The sequence below is a fragment of the Cupriavidus taiwanensis genome (assembly GCF_900250115.1).
In the GTDB taxonomy this organism is placed as follows: Bacteria; Pseudomonadota; Gammaproteobacteria; order Burkholderiales; family Burkholderiaceae; genus Cupriavidus; species Cupriavidus taiwanensis_B.
On record NZ_LT984804.1, the window covers coordinates 752,762 to 770,857 of the forward strand.

Genomic DNA, 18,096 nt, shown 5'->3' on the forward strand with positions numbered 1-18,096 from the left:
ACGGACAGCGCAAAGCGCGCGTCGAGACGACGCAACGCGACGGCATCGATGGCGAAAACCAGCTAAATCGGGGAATTGAGGGGCGCCGCGGAGTCGGGCACAGACAGAAGCGGTGCGCGGGGGCACCAGTCAGGCGGGATGGGCGGACCAGGGAAGTCCGCCCGGAAGATGCAAGATTCTAACGTATTGCCGGGATAGGCGCGTCGGCTTAGTCGGCCTCGACCTTCATCGATTTCAGCAGCGGCTGCCACTTGTCGCTTTCCGCCTTCAGCAGCGTCCGCAGGCCATCAGGCGTCTGCTTGTCGACCGGCACGATTTCAGCGCCGAGTCCGTCCAGCTTCCTGATCACGGCCGGATCCTTCAGGCCCTTCTGCAACGCCCGGGTCAGGCGTTCCACGGCAGCCGGCGGCGTGCCCTTGGGCGCGTAGATGCCGTGCCATACCTTGACGTCAAAGCCTTTCAGCCCGCCTTCCTGCAGCGTCGGGGCCTGCGGCAGCGCCTTGATCCGTGCCGGCGTGGTGACGCCGAACAGGCGCACGCGCTCGGCCTGGATATGGGGCAGGGTGGCCGTGGTCTGGTCGCACAGCAGGTCGACCTGGCCGCCCAGCAGCGCGGTCAGCGCGGGGCCCGCGCCCTGGTAGGGGATCGCGTTAAGCTTCACGTGCACCGATTGTTCGAACAGCAGCCCGCACAGCTGGGACACCGCGCCCAGCCCGGCATTGGCCAGCGACACCTTGTCCTTGTTCTGGGTCACGTACTGGATCAGCTCCGGCACCGTCTTGGCCGGCAGGTCCTTGCGGCCCATCAGCGTCATCGGTACGTCCGCCACCTGGCCGACGTACTCGAAGTCCTTCAGCGGCGCATATGACAGCTTCTTGTACAGTGCCGGTGCGGTGGCCATGCCGTTGTGGTGGATCAGCAACGTATAGCCGTCGGCCTGGGCGCGGGCGACAAAGGCGGCGGCGACGGTGCCGCCGGCACCGGTGCGGTTTTCCACCACCACGCTCTGGCCGAGGTCTTGTGACATGGCTTGTGCCAGCGTGCGCGCGACGACATCGGTCGGGCCGCCGGCGGAGTAGGGCACTACCAGGGTAATCGGCTTGGCCGGATAAGCGTCGGCCGCCGCCGCGCCGGAGGCGCCCGCCAGGGCACCAGCCGTCGCCAGCACGCCCGCGAGCCATCGCGGCCCGGCGTGCCAGTACTTCGCATTCTTCATTGCTGTCTCCAGATGGGTGCCGCGCCGTGGGTCCGGCGCGGCTGGTCGGGGTTGCGCGGCTAGCATGGCGGCAAGCCGCGGCGACAGCAATCTGGTTCTCGTTAAGGATGCCTAATGCCTGGTGAAAGATCAGGCCGTTTCGGCCACGCGCACCTCCACCAGCAGTTTTTTCAGTTCCGGCACGCACGAGCCGCAGTTGCCGCCGGCCTTGACGCAGGCCGTGATCTCCGCGGGCGTCTTCAGGTCATGCTTGCGCACCGCATCACAGATCGTGTTGCGCCCGACGCCGAAGCACGAGCACACGGTCGGGCCGGCGTCGGCGCCTTTCTCCATCGGCTGTCCGAGCAGCAGGCCGATGCGGTCGGCGTCTTCCAGCCGCTCGCGTCCGAACAGGCCGGCGAGCCATGCGCGCGACGGCAGCTCGGGACGCGTCGAAACATAGACGCAGGCCTCGAGCCGGTCGTCGACGACATGGCCCGCGTGGTACACGCCCGCGGCGCGGTCCTCGTATTCCAGCCAGTCGGCGTCCGGGTCGGTCACGCCAAGCAGCGCGCGGGCCCAGGCGGTGCGGTCGGCAACGGTGTCGCGGCCGGCGAATTCATAGCGCTGGAACTGGCGGCCCTGCACCCGCGTCCAGTAGGTCAGCGCCTCAGCCGGCAGCGCGCGGCGGCTCAGCATGAAACCATGCCAGTGCACGCCGAACGGCTCGACCCGCACTGGCGTGTGCTTGAACTCGGGCTCGCCGGAAACCGGATCGACCACCGGATTAACCAGCGCGCCGACGCGCGCGTCGGAGCTGAACTGCCCGTTCCAGTGGATCGGCACGAACACACTGCCGCGCGGGATGCCGCCGCCATGCCGCACCCGTGCGACCATCGCGCCCCAACGCGTGCTGACGCGCGCCAGCTTGCCTTCACCCACGCCGCACAGCAGCGCGTCCTGCGGATGCATGTCGACAAAGGGTTCGGGCAGGTGGTCGGCGAGCTTGGCCGACTTGCCGGTGCGCGTCATGGTGTGCCACTGGTCGCGCACGCGGCCGGTGTTCAGGATCAGCGGGAAGTCGTCGTCGGGCGCGTGGGCCGGCGCGCTCGGCGGCGTGGCGACAAAGCGGGCGCGGCCGTCGGCGTGGGCATAGCGGCCATCGCCGAACAGTCGCCGGGCGTCCCGGGCGCCTTGCGCGGGCACGGGCCATTGCACCGGTTCCAGCGCGTCATAGCGCGCCGGGTCCAGGCCGGCCAGTCCGCCGATATCGAACGCGCGCGGCGCGTCATGGTTGCGCCATGCACTCAGGCGCGCGTGTTCGTCGAAGATCTGGTGCGGCCCGGCAAAGTCGAAGCCGCCGAAGCCCATGCGGCGTGCCACCTCGCACAGGATGTCCCAGTCGGCGCGCGCTTCGCCCGGCGCCGGCAGGAACGCACGCTGGCGCGAAATGCGCCGCTCCGAGTTGGTGACGGTGCCGTCCTTCTCGCCCCAGCCCAGCGCGGGCAGCAGCACATGCGCGGCGGCGTTGGTGTCGGTGCGCTCGACGATGTCGCTGCTGACCACCAGTTCGCACCTGGCCAGCGCCCGGCGCACCTGGTCGGCATCGGGCAGGCTCACCACCGGGTTGGTGGCGATCACCCAGACCGCCTTGACGCGGCCGGCTTCGATGGCCTCGAACAGCTCTACCGCCTTCAGTCCAGGACGGTCGGCCATCGCCGGCGATTGCCAGAAGCCCTGCACCACGTCGCGATGCAGCGGGTTGGCCAGTTCCATATGCGCGGCCAGCATGTTGGCCAAGCCACCGACTTCGCGCCCGCCCATCGCGTTGGGCTGGCCGGTCAGCGAGAACGGGCCCATGCCCGGCTGGCCGATACGGCCGGTGAGCAGGTGGCAGTTGATGATGCTGTTGACCTTGTCGGTCCCGGCAGACGACTGGTTGACGCCCTGCGAAAAGGCCGTCACGGCCTTGTCGGTCTGCGCGAACAGTGCGTAGAAGTCCAGCACGTCCTGCAGGTTCAGCTTGCAGGCGCGGGCCACGGCAGCCGGATCGGCGCAGGCGGCGTCAGCGGCCTGCAGGGCCTGGTCCAGTCCCGCGGTGCTGGCGCCGATGAAAGCGGCGTTGGCGTGCCCTTCACGCGCCAGGTAGCTCAGCAGCCCGTTGAACAGCCACACGTCGGTGCCCGGGCGGAGCGCCAGGTGCAGGTCCGCCAGCTCGCAGGTGGCGGTGCGGCGCGGGTCGATCGCCACGATCTTCATTTGCGGGCGCGCTTCCTTGGCCCGGGACAGGCGCTGGAACAGGATCGGATGGCACCACGCGGTGTTGGAGCCCACCAGCACCACCAGGTCCGCCAGTTCCAGGTCTTCGTAGTTGCCCGGCACCAGGTCTTCGCCGAAGGCGCGCTTGTGTCCGGCCACCGCCGACGACATGCACAGGCGCGAATTGGTGTCGATATTGGCACTGCCGATGAAGCCTTTCATCAGCTTGTTGGCGACGTAGTAGTCCTCGGTCAGCAGCTGGCCCGAGACATAGAGCGCGACCGAATCCGGACCATGGCGGCGGATGATGTCGGTGAAGCCCTGCGCCACGGTCTCGAGCGCGCGGTCCCACGACACCTGCCGTAGCTGGCCTTCGTCATCGCGCAGCTTGGGATGGAGCAGGCGGCCTTCCAGGTCGACGGTTTCGCCCAGCGCCGAGCCCTTGACGCAGAGCCGGCCCTGGTTGGACGGATGCTGCGCGTCGCCCGCGATCTCGACCTGGCCGTGGGCGCGCACCGTGGCACGCACGCCGCAGCCTACGCCGCAGTACGGGCACGTGGTGGCGGTGGTAGTGGTCAGGGTTGCGGATACAACCGGGATGTCGGACAGGTTCACGCGTTCTCCGTGCGGGGGCGTTATATGGCTTGGGTGACGCTAGGCAGCGAGCGCTTCGCACTGTGCCTTGCCGAACAGCAGGCGCTGGCGCAGCGCCGCCACCGGCGTGCGTTGCTGGATCAGCTCGAAGTACCAGGCGCCGTCCTGCACGTCGCCGTACAGCACCGCGCCGACCAGGCGCCCGTCCTGCAGCACCAGGCGCTTGTAGACACCGCGGCGCGCGTCGCGCAGCACCAGGTCTTCGCTGCCTTCGCCGCCGATGAAGTCGCCGGCGGAGTACAGGTCCACGCCGGTCACCTTCAGCTTGGTCGCGGTGGCCTGCTGCACGTAACGGCGATGGCCGGCGCCGGCCAGGTGCGCGGCGCACACGCGCGCCTGGTCCCAGATCGGCGCCACCAGCCCGAAGGTGGCCTGGCGATGCTGCACGCATTCGCCCACGGCGTAGATGCGCGGATCATAAGTCTGCAGGGTGTCGTCGACGACGATGGCGCGCTCGCAGTGCAGGCCGGCGCCGGCGGCCAGTTCGATATTGGGGCGCACGCCGGCGGTCATCACCACCAGGTCGGCGGGGATCTCGCTGCCGTCCTGGAAGCGCACCCCGGTGACGCGTTCGCTGCCGAGGATCCCTGCGGTCTGCGCGCTCAGCAGGAAGCGCAGGCCCTTGCGTTCCAGCGCGCCCTTGAGCAGCGTGGCGGCGGGCTTGTCGAGCTGGCGTTCCATCAGGCAGTCGGCCAGGTGCACCACGGTCACGTCCATGCCCTGGCGCAGCAAGCCGTTGGCCGCCTCCAGGCCCAGCAGGCCGCCGCCGATCACCACCGCGTGGCGGTGGTTGCGCGCGGCCTGCAGCATGGTCTCGACGTCCTGGATGTCGCGGAACGCGATCACGCCGTCGAGCTGGTGGCCCGGCACCGGAAGGATGAACGGCTTCGAGCCGGTGGCCAGCAGCAGGCGGTCATAGCGCACCTCGCGCCCCGCGGCGGAACGCACCACGCGGCGCGGCCGGTCGATCGAGACCACGGGATCGCCGGCGAGCAGCTCGATGCCGTTCTCTTGGTACCACGCGCGCGTGTTCAGCATGATGTCCGCCACCGTCTTCTCGCCGGCCAGCACCGGCGACAGCAGGATGCGGTTGTAGTTGCCGTGCGGCTCGGCGCCGAACACCGTGATGTCGTACAGGTCCGGCGCCAGGCGCAGCAGCTCTTCGACGGTGCGCATGCCGGCCATGCCGTTGCCGACGACGACCAGGCGCGGCCGGGCTTGGGGGTTGGCGGAAGGCGTCATGCCGGCATCTCCGTTGGCAGGGCGGGTGGGCGGGGGCAGCATCGATCGGAGCCAGGGTCAGGCGGCGAGTTCTTCCTCGGCCTCGCGCACGGCCACGCCGGCGGCGATCCAGACCTTGCCGTCATAGACGCGCGCGGCGTAGGCGTTGACCGACTGCCCGGGCGCCTCCAGGCATTCGCCGGTGCGCAGGTCGAAGTGGTGCTTGTAGATCGGCGAGGCCACCACCAGCCGGTCGCCCAGGTTGCCGACCAGCCCGCGCGACAGCACCGCGGCCTGCGCGTTGGGATCGAAGTTGTCGATGGCGTAGACCTCGTCGCCTCGGCCGATGCGGAAGACCGCGACCTGGCGGTCGTCGACCAGCGCGCACACACCAGTATTGGGCACGATATCGCGTACGGTGCAGACGGCGGTCCAGGTTTCGGCATGGTGGGGTTGGCTCATCACGTTCTCCTTGTTTGCGGGCACGGTCAGGCGGCTTTCGCGGGCACGGACACCACGGGAATGTGGCTCAGCCGGGAACGTTGCAAGTTCCGTTCCTCCGGCGTGGCCGGGCGGATCTGGCCGCGCTCTTCGATAAAGACCAGGTTGTCGTCGCGGCGGTCGCTGTTGACGAAGTGGCGGAAGCGCTTGCGCGTCTCGGGATCGGTCACGGCCTTCTTCCACTCGTCTTCATAGGTGTCGACCACGTGCTGCATCTCGGCTTCGAGCTCGGCGGCGAGGCCGAGCTTGTCGTCCAGCACCACGGCCTTGAGGTAGTCGAGACCTCCCTCGAGGTTGTCACGCCAGACGCTGGTGCGCTGCAGCCGGTCGGCGGTGCGCACGTAGAACATCAGGAAGCGGTCGACGTAGCGCACCAGCGTGTCGTGGTCGAGGTCGCTCGCCAGCAGCTCGGCGTGGCGCGGCTTCATGCCGCCGTTGCCGCAGACGTACAGGTTCCAGCCCTTGTCGGTGGCGATCACGCCGACGTCCTTGCCCTGCGCCTCGGCGCATTCGCGGGTGCAGCCGGACACGCCGAACTTGATCTTGTGCGGCGCGCGCAGGCCCTTGTAGCGGTTTTCCAGTTCGATCGCGAGTCCCACCGAATCGCCCACGCCATAGCGGCACCAGGTCGAGCCCACGCATGACTTCACCGTGCGCAGCGCCTTGCCGTAGGCATGCCCGGATTCGAAGCCGGCGGCGATCAGCTCTTCCCAGATATAGGGCAGTTCCTCGGCCCGCGCACCAAACAGGTCCACGCGCTGGCCGCCGGTGATCTTGGTGTAGAGCCCATATTTCTTCGCGACCTGGCCGACGGCGATCAGCCCTTCGGGCGTGACCTCGCCGCCCGGCATGCGCGGCACCACCGAGTAGGTGCCGTCCTTCTGGATGTTGGCCAGGTAGTAGTCGTTGGAGTCCTGCAGGCCGGCGTGCTCTTCCTTCAGCACGAACTCGTTCCAGCACGAGGCCAGGATGCTGCCCACGGTAGGCTTGCAGATATCGCAGCCGAGGCCGTTGCCGTGCGCATGCAGCAGTGCGTCGAAGGTCTTGTGCCGGCCCACGCGCACCAGGTGATACAGCTCCTGGCGCGAGTAGGGGAAGTGCTCGCAGAGGTGGTTGTTGACCGCCATCCCTTGCTTCTTCATCTCGGCCTTCATGATCTGCGTCACCAGCGGCACGCAGCCGCCGCAGGCGGTGCCGGCCTTGGTGCAGGTCTTGAGCGCGCCGATGCTGGTCGAGCCATCGCAGACGGCGGCGCAGATCTCGCCCTTCGATACGTTGTTGCACGAGCAGATCTGCGCGGTGTCGGGCAGGGCGTCGGCGCCCAGCGCCGGTTTGGCCTTGCCGCTGCTGTCCGGCAGGATCAGGAATTCGGGCGACTCGGGCAGCTCGATCTTGTTCAGCATCATCTGCAGCAGCGTGCCGTACTCGCTGGCATCGCCGATCAGCACGCCGCCCAGCAGGTACTTGCCGCAATCCGACACCACCAGCTTCTTGTAGACCTCCTTGCGGTCGTCGCTGAACTGGTAGATGCGCGCCCCCGGCACGGTGCCGTGCGGGTCGCCGATGCTGGCCACGTCGACGCCCATCAGCTTGAGCTTGGTGCTCAGGTCGGCGCCGGCAAACTCGGCCGCCTCGCCGCGCAGGTGGCGCGCGGCCACGCGCGCCATGTCGTAGCCCGGAGCCACCAGGCCGTAGATCTTGCCGTCCCACAGCGCGCATTCGCCGATCGCGTAGATGTCCGGGTCGGAGGTGCGGCAGTGGTTGTCGACCACGATGCCGCCGCGCGCACCGACTTCCAGGCCACTGGCGCGCGCCAGTTCGTCGCGCGGGCGGATGCCGGCGGAGAACACGATCATGTCGGTGTCGAGATGGGTGCCGTCGGCGAACACCATGCGATGGGTGCCGTTCTCGCCGTCGACGATCTCGACGGTGTTCTTGCCGGTGTGCGCGGTCACGCCCAGGCCCGCGATCTTCTGGCGCAGCATGCGGCCGCCGCCTTCGTCGACCTGCACCGCCATCAGCCGCGGCGCGAACTCGACCACGTGCGTGTCCAGGCCCATGTCGCGCAGGGCCTTGGCGCACTCCAGGCCGAGCAGGCCGCCGCCGACCACCACGCCGGTCTGCGCGCGTGCGCCGCATTCCTGCATCGCCTCCAGGTCTTCGATGGTGCGATAGACGAAGCAGTCCTTGCGGTCCTTGCCCGGCACCGGCGGCACGAACGGGTAGGAGCCGGTGGCGAGGACCAGCTTGTCATAGGGCAGGGTCTCGCCGGTGGAGACCTTGACCGTGCGCGCGGCGCGGTCGATCTCGACGGCGCGCGCGTTCAGGCGCAGCAGCATGTTGTGGTGCTGCTCGAAGAAGCCCGCCGGTACCAGCGACAGGTCTTCGGCGGACTTGCCGGCGAAGAACTCGGACAGGTGCACGCGATCGTAGGCGGGACGCGGTTCTTCGCACAGCACGGTCACTTCCAGCTTCTCCGCACCGGCCTGCGCCAGCGATTCCAGGAACTTGTGACCTACCATGCCGTGGCCGACGATGATCAGTTTCATGATGCTTTCCTTGTCCGGTAGTCAGTCTTTGCTGCTTGTGGTGCTTGTGGTGCTTGTAGTGCTGTGGGGCGATACGAAATTCAGTTGGCCAGCGCGCTGTCGTACAGCGCCTGCTCGCGCGCCTTGTGCTCGGCGCTGAAGCGGATGGCGATGGCGCACAGCGCGGCGATGGTGGCCAGCACGCCCAGTACCGTCAGGGTCTGCTGCACGTTGCCCAGGCCCTTGAGCAGGAAGCCGGCGGCCACCGCGCCGACGTTGCCGCCCGCGCCGATGATCCCGGCCACGCCGCCCAGCGCCTTGCGGTCGATGAAGGGCACCAGCGCGTAGGTCGCGCCGCACGCCATGTGGGTGAACAGGCCGAACAGCAGCATCGCCACCACCGCCATGGCGACGTTGCCGGCCTGCGCGAACCACAGCAGGCCCAGGCCTTCGCCCAGGATCAGCGCGAACAGCAGCGTGGCGCGCGCATCCAGGCCGCGCCGGCGCGCCGCCTTGTCCGACAGCCAGCCGCCCAGCGCGCGGGCAAACAGCGCCAGCAGGCCGAAACTCGCGGCGGCCATGCCGGCGGCCTTCAGGCTCAGGCCGAAGCGGTCGACGTAGTACATCGCGGCGATGTTGTGGATGAAGATCTCCACGCCGAAGCAGGCGCCGTAGGTGATGAACAGCAGCCACACGCGGTAGTTGGCGCTGGCGGCGCGGAAGCTGGCCCAGCCGCCGCCACCCTTGCCGCCGTCCTTGCCGCTGATCTCGATGCCCTGGGCGCGCAGTTCCGAGTAATTGCCTTCGGGGCAATCCTGGGTGAAGCGGTAGTAGACGACGGCCATCACCAGCATCAGCACGCCCGGCACCAGCAACGCGATGCGCCAGCCCAAGGCGTGGTCCGCGCCCAGCATCAGCACCGCGGCCAGCACCAGCGGCATCAGCGCCTGCGCGGCGCCGCCGCCGGCATTGCCCCAGCCGGCCGAGGCCGCGTTGGCGGTGCCGACCACGTTGGGCGCGAACATCACCGAGGTGTGGTACTGCGTGATCACGAAGCTGGCGCCGACCGCGCCGATCAGCAGGCGGAACACCAGGAAGGTCTCGTAGTTCTGCGCCAGCGCCACGCCCAGTACCGGCAGCGCGCCCAGCGCCAGCAGGCCGGTATAGGTCTTGCGCGGGCCGAAGCGGTCGCACATCGGACCGATCACCAGGCGCACCAGGATCGTCACCGCCACCGCGGCGATATTGATGTTGGCGATCTGGCCGGCGCTCAGGCCGAACTCGCCCTTGAGCACCGGCATCAGCGGCGCGCAGGCAAACCACGCGAAGAAACACACGAAGAACGCCATCCAGGTCAGGTGGAAGGCGCGCATCTGCGGAGTGCTCAAGCTCAGCAGCTCGATGCGGGTGGCTTTGCCGGTCATCGTCACTTGCTCCAAAAACAAATGGCGTCCCGCAAACCGGCCGTGAAGCCGGTTCAGGGGACGCCGTTGTCCTGACAGCCGCTACCTGGGGCAGGGGCTGTGTATGTGGGGGTGGGCCGGTCGCCGTTGACGGGCCCGGACCTCATTACGCAAGGGGTGTGCCAGCCCGTTAAGTGACGGGCAATGGCGTCTGAAGGCTGGAGGGAGGGGGCGCAAGCGGCTGCAATGCGCTGTGGTGGGGCGGGCGGGAGGCGCGCGGCACGCTCATGGTGCAGTGCGGTGGGTTGCGCTGGTGCGGTGCGGCACCGGGGCAAGCAAGGCCGTGGCGTCAGCCGCCGGCGGGCTTTTGCACCGGGATGATCTGCATGTCGCGGGGCGATACCTCGACGCCGTCCTCGTCGACCAGCGCCGCGCGCACCAGCTTGCCATTCGCGCGCGAGCGGATCTCGACCGGGCCGCCGTCGGGCGCCAGGTGGCAGTCACCCCATTGCATCAGGCCCACCAGCACCGGCAGCAGCTCGACCGCGGCGCGGGTGGGGCGGTACTCGAAGCGCTCGCGTTCGCCGGGTTCGCGGTAGCCGACCTTGCGCAGCAGCCCGGCATCGGTAAGCGTCTTGAGCCGTGCCGACAGCACCGCCGGCGAGCATTCCAGCCGGCGCAGGAAGTCGTCGAAACGCGTCACGCCGTGGAAAACGTCGCGCAGGATCAGGATCGTCCACTTTTCGCCGATCAACGACAGGGTGGAGGCGATCGAGCAATGGCGGAGATCGGACGCAGTGGTGGTCATGATGCTGCCCAGCATAGCATGCTGACTTCATTTGCAAAAGTCAGGTTATCTCCTATACTCTGACTACAAATTATGAATCCAGAGGTGGCAGCATGGATCTCCAGGGCGTGGCGCGGGGCGGCGAGACGGAAAGCTGGACGGCGGGACGGGGTACGCAGGTGACGCTGCGCCGCACCCGGGCACAGGACGGCGCCGCGCTGCGCGCGATGGTGGACGCCTTGTCGCGGGAGAGCCGCTACTTCCGCTTCCTGACCGGTGGGCGCGTGGTGGACGAGATCGTCGCCGGCCTGGCCGCGCCCGGCGACGGTGGCGTGGCCCTGGTGGTGGTCGCCCCTGGTGCGGACGGCAGCCAGGCCATCGTCGCCAGTGCCGAATATGTCTTGTCCGGCCGGATTGCCGAATTCGCCGTGGTGGTGGCCGACGCCTGGCAGGGGCAGGGGCTGGGCCGGCGCCTGATCGCCAGGCTGTGCGAACTGGCGCGCGCGGCCGGGCTGCACGGGCTGCGCGGTGACGTGCTCAGCGAGAACCGGCGCATGCTGGCGATCCTGCAGGGGCTGGGCTTTGCCAGCCGCCGCAATCCGCACGACAGCTTCCTGCATGAAGTCTCGCTGGTGCTGGCCGAGCCCGCGCCCAGCGCGCAGCGGCTGCCTGCGGACTGGTTCAGCGCGCGCTGAACTGCCGAAGGGCCGGCGTCTCAGCCGGCTTCGCGCTTGCCGCGCGCGGTCATGGTGCAGCCGACCGAGGCCGTAATGATGCTGGCGATCGCCAGCCACTGCACCGTGCTCAGCTGCTCATGCAGGAACACCAGCCCGGCGAGCGCGCCCATGGCCGGCTCCATGCTCAGCAGGATGCCGAAGGTACGCCGGTGCAGGCGCTTGAGCGCGACCATCTCGAGCGAATAGGGAATCGCGCTCGACAGGATGCCGACCGCCAGCCCGAACAGCAGCAGCGTCGGACTGAACATGGCGGTGCCAGCATGCGCGAGGCCGAACGGCAGCACCACCAGTGCCGCCATGGTCAGCCCCAGCGAGGTGGCCTGCCCGCCGTGGGCGTTGCCCGCCATCTGCCCGAACACGATATACAGCGCCCAGCCCACGCCCGCGGCGAGCGCATAGCCGATGCCGACCGGGTCGAGCGTGCCGGCGGCATCCCCCACCGGCAGCAACAGCAGCAGCCCGGTCACGGCAAAGGCAATCCACAGGAAATCGATCGCGCGCCGCGATGACAGCACCGCCACCGCCAGCGGCCCGGTGAACTCGATCGCGATCGCCAGCCCGAGCGGAATGGTCCGCAGCGACATGTAGAACAGCAGGTTGGTGGCGCCCAGCGCCGCCCCGTACAGCGCGATCGCGCGCGCGTTGGCGCGCGTCAGCGGCATGCGCCACGGGCGCCAGACGCACAGCAGGATCAGCGCGGAAAAGCTCACCCGCAGCGCCGTGGTGCCCTGCGCGCCCAGCGCCGAGAACAGGCTCTTGGCAAACGAGGTGCCGATGCACAGCGAGGCCATCGAGCCGGTCAGGGCCAGTACGGCGATCAGGGTCGAGTGGCGGTGGGCGGCGGCGTGCTGCAAGGTAGGTCCTGGATCGAGGTTGGGGGCGAATGCTGCCGCATCATGCGGCAAGCGCGGCGCGGGCGCCATATACAGGTGCGCGCAGGCGGCTCAGTACAGTTGCGCCCTGCGGGGCTCCGCTTTGGCCCCCGCCTCGGCTCAGTGGTCCCGCGCCGCGGCCTTGCGCCGCTTGCCGGACTTGCCGGCGCAGTCCGGGCAGCGCCCCAGCAGCGTCAGTTCGTGGTGCTCAACCACGAAGCCCGGCGGCGTGATCTCTTCCAGGTGGCCGGGGCAACCTTCCAGCGGAAACACGCGGTCGCACGTCAGGCACTGGAAATAGTGGCGATGCGTCACCGCGCCCGCTTCCTCCGCCAGTTCGTACCGGTCAGCCTGGCCGGGCAATTCCACCGCGTGCACCTGCGCATCGTCGAGCAGCGCACGCAGATTGCGATAGACCGTGGCCAGGCCCAGGGATGGCACCTGGCGCTGCGCCGCGGCCAGGATCTCGGCCGGGCTCAGCGGCCGGCCGGCTTCGCGCAGCGCGTCGATCACGGCGCCGCGTTGACGGGTCATGCGTTCCATGCCTAGAATCTTAGTGAGAATCTATTATCATTAGTGACTCGCCGCGGTTTGCCAGTCGGATGGCCGCCGCGGCGACTCGTTTTTTTCGGGGTGTTCCTCATGCTGCCTGCGCAGCCCAGCCGTGCCCGGCGCCGCGCGCCGTTTTCGTCCCTGCCCATCCTGATGCTGGCGGTTTCGGGCCTGGCCGAGGCGGCCGAGGCCTCCGATATTACGCTGCCAAGCGTGTCGGTGACCGGCGCGGCCACCGCATCATACAACCCGCCCGACGCCTCGGGCGCGACCCGCACCGATACGCCGCTGCGCGAGATCCCGCAGTCGGTGCGCGTGGTGCCGCGCGCCATGCTCGACGACCTCGGCGCGAACCGCTTCGACCAGAGCTTCGACTATGTCAGCGGCGTCGCGCGCCAGAACAACTTCGGCGGGCTGTGGGACAACTTTGCCATGCGCGGCTTCACCGGCAACGAGAACACCGGCGCCGGCTACCTGGTCAACGGCTTCGCCGCCAACCGCGGCTATACCGCGCCGATGGACGCGGCCACCATCGACCGCATCGAGGTGCTCAAGGGCCCCACCTCGTCGCTGTACGGCAGCAGCGAACCGGGCGGCACCTTCAACGTGGTCACGCGCCAGCCGCAGTTCCGGCCCGCGCAGCGCTACGGCTTCGAACTGGGCACGCGCGACGGCTACCGCGCCACCGCCGACCTCACCGGCCCGCTGGGCGAAGGCGTCGCCGGCCGGCTGATCGCGGTGGCCGATCACCAGGGCAGCACGCGCGACTTCATCCACAGCCAGCGCTACCTGGTGGCGCCGTCGCTCACGTGGCTGCTCGGCAACGACACCATGCTGCAGTACGCGGCGGAATTCCAGCGCTACACCACGCCGATGGATCGCGGCGTGGTCGCCGTCGACGGCGAGCTGGGCCGCATCCCGCGCTCGCGCTTCCTGGGCGAGCCCGGCGACGGCAGCCTGCGGCTGGACAGCCAGTCGCACCAGCTCAGCGTGGAACACCAGTTTTCGCCCCAATGGAAGGGCAGGCTCGGCCTGTCGTACCGCGGCGGCGCGCTGGTCGGGCATTCGAGCGAGGCCGCCGCGCTTGCCGCCGATGGCCGCACGCTATGGCGCCAGCACCGCTACCGCGACTTCCAGTCCGACGATGTGTCGCTCCAGGCCAGCGTGACCGGCAAGTTCAGCACCGGCCCGGTCGGGCACGAACTGATGCTGGGCGTCGACGCCTACCGCTTCGGCAACACCATGGCGATCCTGCGCAGGAATCCGAGCGCGGCGGCGCCGTACGCGATCGACATCTACGACCCGGTCTATGGCCAGCCGGCGCCGCCGCTGGCGTGGAACACGAACACCTACGAGCGCCAGCGCAATGTCGGCACGTACGCGCAGGACCAGCTCAGCCTGGGCGAGCGCTGGCGGGTCCTGGCCGGCGTGCGCTTCGACAGCTTCAGCCAGTCGCTGGACGACCACCTGCGCGGCAGCCGCACCACGCAGCACCACAACGCGGTGTCGCCGCGCGTGGGCGTGAGCTACCTGGCCGGCAACAACCTGTCGCTGTTCGCCAATGCCAGCCAGTCGTTCCGCCCCAATGCCGGCACCGATGCCGCCGGCCAGCCGTTCGAGCCCGAGCGCGGCCGCGCGCTGGAGGCCGGCGTCAAGTTCGACAGCGACGACCGCCGCACCGGGGCCACGCTCGCAGTGTTCGAGATCCGCAAGCGCCATGTGCTGGCCGCCGACCCGGCCGATCCGTCGTTCTATGTCGCCGCCGGCGAGGCCCGCAGCCGCGGCGTCGAGCTCGACATGGCGGGGCAGCTCGGCACGCACTGGCGCGTCTCGGGCAGCTTCGCGCTGACCGATGCCGAGATCACGCAGGACACCCGCCTCGCCCCCGGCACGCCGTTGTCCAACGTGCCGCGCACCAGCGCCAGCCTGCTGGCGATGTATGAAGACGCCGCGCCGGTGGGGCAGCGCTACGGTGCCGGCGCCGGCCTGCGCTATGTCGGACGGCGCCCCGGCGACGTGCAGGACAGCTTCTCCCTGCCCGCCTACGTGCTGGTGGACCTGCACGGCTACTGGCAATACAGCCGCCACGTGCGCGTGTCGCTCAACCTCGGCAACCTGTTCGACAAGACCTATTACGCCAGCTCGTACAGCAGCCTGTGGGTCGCGCCGGGCGCGGGCCGCAGCGTGCGGCTGGGCGTGCAGCTGAGCTACTGAGGAGGAACCGATGATGCCGACACCCGTGGCGCGTACCGACGCATCCCATCCCCTGCCGGCCGTGACGGCGCCTGCCGCAGCGGCGCCGCCCGTTTCCGGCGCCACCCACCGGCTGCTGTCCATCGACGCGCTGCGCGGGCTGGTGATCCTCATCATGCTGCTGGACCATGTGCGCGACATGTTCTTCCTGCACGTGCCGGTCGCCGATCCGATGGATGTTGCCGCTACCTCGCCCGCGCTGTTCTTTTCGCGGCTGCTGGCCCACCTTTGCGCGCCGGTGTTCATCGCGCTGGCGGGCGTGTCGGCCTGGCTCTACGGCAACGCCGGGCACGAGCGGCGCGCGGTCAGCGGCTTCCTGCTCAGGCGCGGCCTGTTCCTGGTGCTGCTGGAACTGACCCTGGTGGGCTTCGCCTGGACCTGGCGCCTGCCGCCGCAGGTGATCTACCTGCAGGTCATCTGGGCCATCGGCCTGAGCATGATGGCGCTGGCGGCGCTGCTGTGGCTGCCGCGCGCGGCGCTGGTCGCGGTGGGCGTGGCACTGGTGGCGGGACACAACCTGCTGAGCCCGCTGCACTTTGCCGCTGGCAGTGCCTGGCACGTGCCCTGGGCGATTCTGCACGACCGCACCTGGATCGAGGTGGCCGATGGCGTGCGGGTGCGCACCTCATACCCGGTGCTGCCGTGGGTCGGCGTGATCGCGCTCGGCTATGTGGCGGGGCCGTGGTTTGCCGCGGCCATGCCGGCGCCTGCACGCCGACTGCGGCTGGCCGCCTGCGGCCTGGCGGGGCTGGCCGGGTTTGCGTGGCTGCGCGCGCTCAATGGCTATGGCCAGGAGCAGAAGTGGATGCCCGGTGCGGATGCCCTGCATACCGCGATGAGCTTCCTCAACGTGACCAAGTACCCGCCGTCGCTGCTGTTCCTGCTGCTGACGCTGGGCACCGGCTGCCTGCTGCTGGCGTGGCTGGAGCGCGCGCAGGGCGGCCGGCCGGCGCGTTGCCTGGCCGTGTTCGGCGCGGTGCCGATGTTCTTCTACCTGCTGCACCTGTATGTGCTGCAGGGCCTGTACCAAGTTTGCGTGCAGCGCTGGGGGCTGAACCAGGGGCGCGTGTTCGGCTTCGACCATGTCTGGCAGATCTGGCTGGCGGCAGTGGTGCTGGCGCTGCTGCTGTGGCCGGCGGTGCGCGGGTTCGCGGCGCTGAAGGCGGCGCGGCGGGACTGGCGCTGGCTGAAGTATTTCTGACCAGCGCCGGAGCCGCCGCGCCGAGCCTTAGCGTGGTGCGGTCGCGCCAGCGGCTGGCTGGACCATGGCAGGTGCCGGTGCCGGTGCCGGTGCCGGTGCCGCGGGCTGCGGCTGCGCGACCGGCTGTTGCTGAGCGACGGCTTGTTGCTGCGCAACGGCTTGAGGCTGCGCAACGGCTTGAGGCTGCGCACCGGCTTGCGGCTGCGCGACGGCTTGCGGCTGCGCGACGGCTTGCGGCTGCGCAACGGCCTGCGGCTGTGCCAACGCCTGGGGTCGCGCGACGGCTTGCGCTTGCGCCATGGCCTGAGGCTGCATGGCGGCCTGCGGACGCGCCGCGGCTTGCGGCCGGGCAGCGGGCGCCGCATTGGCCGCGCCACTGGCTACCGGCGCGGCCTCGGTCAGTTCGCGCCAGCCGCCCCCCAGCGCCTTGTACAGCGACACGCGGCTGGTCAGCCCGGCGAGCTTGTAGGTGATCAGCGCCTGCTGCGCGGTATAGAGTTCGCGCTGCGCGTCGAACACGCCGAAGTAGTCGTCCACGCCGTTCTTGAAGCGCATCTCCGACAGGCGCCGCGTTTCGCTGCCTTCGCGCACCAGCGCTTCCTGTGCCTGCACCTGGCGCTCGTACGTGGCGCGTGCCGCCATGCTGTCGGCCACTTCGCGGAACGCGGTCTGGATGGTTTTCTCGTAGTTGGCGATGTTGATGTCCTTGCGCACGTTGGCCGCATCGAGGCCGGCGCGGTTGCGCCCCGCATCGAAGATCGGCACCGTCAGTTGCGGCGCAAAGACCCACGCCATGCCGCCCGAGAACAGCCCGGCCAGGCTGCTGCTGGCGACGCCCAGCGCGCCGGTCAGCGAGATGCGCGGGAAGAAGGCCGCGCGCGCCGCGCCGATATTGGCGTTGGCGGCCTTGAGCCGGTGCTCGGCGTCGAGGATGTCGGGCCGGCGCACCAGCACGCTGGACGGCAGGCCTTCGGGGAACTCGCGCATCAGCATGCGCGCGTCGAGCGGATCCGGTGCGGCGGCGTTGGCATTGGCGGGCGCGACACCGGCGTCGGTGATCGATTTCGGCAGCGGTCCGCCGATCAGCAGCGCCAGCGCGTTCTCGTCCTGCGCGACTTGCCGGGTGTATTGCTCCACGCCCACCTGCGCGGTCTGCACCTGGGTTTGCGCGCGATGCTGGTCCAGCTGCGCCATCGCGCCCACCTGGCGCCCGCGCCGGACCATCTCCGCCGCGTCCTGCTGGGTCTTGAGCGTGTCCTGCGACAGCTGCAGCAGCGCACGGTCGGCGCGCAGCGTCAGGTAGGCACTGGCCACTTCGGCCACCAGGCTGATCTGCGCGCTGCGGCGCGCCTCTTCGGTGGCCATGTATTCCTCCAGCGCGGCATGCTTGAGGCTGCGCACGCGGCCGAAGAAGTCCAGCTCGAACGCGGTCAGTCCGATGCCGGCGTTGTAGGTGGTGATCTGCGGCGACTGTCCCGCCGCGCGCAGCCGCTGCGGCAGCCGCTGCGAGACCATGCCGGCATTGCCCTCCACGGTGGGGAACTGCGCCGCGCGCTGGATCTGGTACAGCGCGCGCGCTTCGTCGATGGCCAGCGTGGCCATGCGCAGGTCGCGGTTGTTGGCCAGCGCCAGCTCGATCAGCTGGCGCAGCTGCGGATCGACGAAGACATCGCGCCAGCCCAGGTCGGCGGCGGAGGGGCCGGGGCGCTGCGCCGGCTGGCCTGGCTGCGCGTTGCCATTGGCCGGTTTGGCCTGCGCGGTGCGGTAGGCCGCGCCCTCGGGCCATGCCGACGGGATCGGCGCTTCGGGGCGCTGGTATTGCGGCTCCAGCGTGCACGCGGCAAGCGCCAGCACCAGCGCGCCGGGCAGCAGCAGGCGTGGCGGCAGGTGGGCACGGTGGCGGGGGCGGGACAGACTTCGCATGGATGGTTCC

The 18,096-nt window shown here is 69.5% G+C and carries 13 protein-coding genes; 3 read left to right on the forward strand and 10 right to left on the reverse strand.

From position 1 onward, the window contains the following. Positions 1–208 precede the first annotated feature (208 nt). The 7 genes from CBM2586_RS20180 to CBM2586_RS20210 all read right to left on the reverse strand — a co-directional run bounded on the left by CBM2586_RS20180 (position 209) and on the right by CBM2586_RS20210 (position 10,584). The gene (locus CBM2586_RS20180) at positions 209–1,216 is read right to left on the reverse strand and encodes a tripartite tricarboxylate transporter substrate-binding protein (RefSeq protein ID WP_115689436.1); all 1,008 of its coding nucleotides are present in this window, start codon (positions 1,214–1,216) and stop codon (positions 209–211) included. 129 nt (positions 1,217–1,345) lie between these two features. Beyond that, positions 1,346–4,069, reverse strand: coding sequence for a nitrate reductase (locus CBM2586_RS20185; RefSeq protein ID WP_115689438.1), 2,724 nt, complete (start codon positions 4,067–4,069; stop codon positions 1,346–1,348). 39 nt (positions 4,070–4,108) lie between these two features. Further along, positions 4,109–5,350: an NAD(P)/FAD-dependent oxidoreductase gene (locus CBM2586_RS20190; protein ID WP_115665221.1), complete on the reverse strand. Its 1,242-nt coding sequence runs from the start codon at positions 5,348–5,350 to the stop codon at positions 4,109–4,111. Between the two features lie 57 nt (positions 5,351–5,407). Then, the gene (nirD, locus tag CBM2586_RS20195; protein WP_115689440.1) at positions 5,408–5,791 is read right to left on the reverse strand and encodes a nitrite reductase small subunit NirD; all 384 of its coding nucleotides are present in this window, start codon (positions 5,789–5,791) and stop codon (positions 5,408–5,410) included. A 26-nt stretch (positions 5,792–5,817) separates the two neighbouring features. Beyond that, complete coding sequence (nirB, locus tag CBM2586_RS20200; RefSeq protein ID WP_115689442.1) at positions 5,818–8,379, reverse strand: nitrite reductase large subunit NirB; 2,562 nt, start codon at positions 8,377–8,379, stop codon at positions 5,818–5,820. Between the two features lie 80 nt (positions 8,380–8,459). Continuing rightward, on the reverse strand, positions 8,460–9,782 hold the full coding sequence (locus CBM2586_RS20205) for a NarK family nitrate/nitrite MFS transporter (protein WP_115665218.1): 1,323 nt from the start codon (positions 9,780–9,782) through the stop codon (positions 8,460–8,462). A 328-nt stretch (positions 9,783–10,110) separates the two neighbouring features. Further along, positions 10,111–10,584 (reverse strand): winged helix-turn-helix transcriptional regulator, encoded by a 474-nt coding sequence (locus CBM2586_RS20210; RefSeq protein ID WP_115689444.1) that lies wholly within the window; start codon positions 10,582–10,584, stop codon positions 10,111–10,113. 77 nt (positions 10,585–10,661) lie between these two features. Between CBM2586_RS20210 and CBM2586_RS20215 the strand changes: the two genes are divergently transcribed. Continuing rightward, on the forward strand, positions 10,662–11,243 hold the full coding sequence (locus CBM2586_RS20215; RefSeq protein ID WP_115689446.1) for a GNAT family N-acetyltransferase: 582 nt from the start codon (positions 10,662–10,664) through the stop codon (positions 11,241–11,243). 20 nt (positions 11,244–11,263) lie between these two features. Here the strand turns inward: CBM2586_RS20215 and CBM2586_RS20220 are convergent, their stop codons facing one another. Together CBM2586_RS20220 and CBM2586_RS20225 are read right to left on the reverse strand one after the other, a co-directional pair. After that, positions 11,264–12,139: an EamA family transporter gene (locus CBM2586_RS20220; protein WP_115665215.1), complete on the reverse strand. Its 876-nt coding sequence runs from the start codon at positions 12,137–12,139 to the stop codon at positions 11,264–11,266. Between the two features lie 138 nt (positions 12,140–12,277). Next, a complete protein-coding gene (locus tag CBM2586_RS20225; protein ID WP_115665214.1) occupies positions 12,278–12,700 on the reverse strand; it encodes a Fur family transcriptional regulator in 423 nt (140 codons plus the stop codon). Between the two features lie 99 nt (positions 12,701–12,799). On the opposite strand from CBM2586_RS20225, the gene CBM2586_RS20230 reads away from it, so the two are divergent. Together CBM2586_RS20230 and CBM2586_RS20235 are read left to right on the forward strand one after the other, a co-directional pair. Beyond that, positions 12,800–14,923: a TonB-dependent siderophore receptor gene (locus CBM2586_RS20230; RefSeq protein WP_115689448.1), complete on the forward strand. Its 2,124-nt coding sequence runs from the start codon at positions 12,800–12,802 to the stop codon at positions 14,921–14,923. A gap of 10 nt (positions 14,924–14,933) precedes the next feature. Further along, complete coding sequence (locus CBM2586_RS20235) at positions 14,934–16,163, forward strand: DUF1624 domain-containing protein (protein ID WP_115665213.1); 1,230 nt, start codon at positions 14,934–14,936, stop codon at positions 16,161–16,163. 27 nt (positions 16,164–16,190) lie between these two features. Here CBM2586_RS20235 and CBM2586_RS20240 read toward each other — a convergent pair whose 3' ends face one another. Then, on the reverse strand, positions 16,191–18,086 hold the full coding sequence (locus CBM2586_RS20240) for an efflux transporter outer membrane subunit (RefSeq protein ID WP_115689450.1): 1,896 nt from the start codon (positions 18,084–18,086) through the stop codon (positions 16,191–16,193). Positions 18,087–18,096 lie beyond the last annotated feature (10 nt).

Excerpts from the sequence above, each read along its gene's own strand:
- CBM2586_RS20230 (WP_115689448.1), top strand. The coding sequence starts at position 12,800 with ATGCTGCCTGCGCAGCCCAGCCGTGCCCGGCGCCGCGCGCCGTTTTCG.
- CBM2586_RS20240 (WP_115689450.1), bottom strand. The coding sequence starts at position 18,086 with ATGCGAAGTCTGTCCCGCCCCCGCCACCGTGCCCACCTGCCGCCACGC.
- nirB (WP_115689442.1), bottom strand. The coding sequence starts at position 8,379 with ATGAAACTGATCATCGTCGGCCACGGCATGGTAGGTCACAAGTTCCTG.
- CBM2586_RS20210 (WP_115689444.1), bottom strand. The coding sequence starts at position 10,584 with ATGCTGGGCAGCATCATGACCACCACTGCGTCCGATCTCCGCCATTGC.
- nirD (WP_115689440.1), bottom strand. The coding sequence starts at position 5,791 with ATGAGCCAACCCCACCATGCCGAAACCTGGACCGCCGTCTGCACCGTA.
- CBM2586_RS20180 (WP_115689436.1), bottom strand. The coding sequence starts at position 1,216 with ATGAAGAATGCGAAGTACTGGCACGCCGGGCCGCGATGGCTCGCGGGC.
- CBM2586_RS20205 (WP_115665218.1), bottom strand. The coding sequence starts at position 9,782 with ATGACCGGCAAAGCCACCCGCATCGAGCTGCTGAGCTTGAGCACTCCG.
- CBM2586_RS20235 (WP_115665213.1), top strand. The coding sequence starts at position 14,934 with ATGATGCCGACACCCGTGGCGCGTACCGACGCATCCCATCCCCTGCCG.
- CBM2586_RS20215 (WP_115689446.1), top strand. The coding sequence starts at position 10,662 with ATGGATCTCCAGGGCGTGGCGCGGGGCGGCGAGACGGAAAGCTGGACG.
- CBM2586_RS20190 (WP_115665221.1), bottom strand. The coding sequence starts at position 5,350 with ATGACGCCTTCCGCCAACCCCCAAGCCCGGCCGCGCCTGGTCGTCGTC.
- CBM2586_RS20225 (WP_115665214.1), bottom strand. The coding sequence starts at position 12,700 with ATGGAACGCATGACCCGTCAACGCGGCGCCGTGATCGACGCGCTGCGC.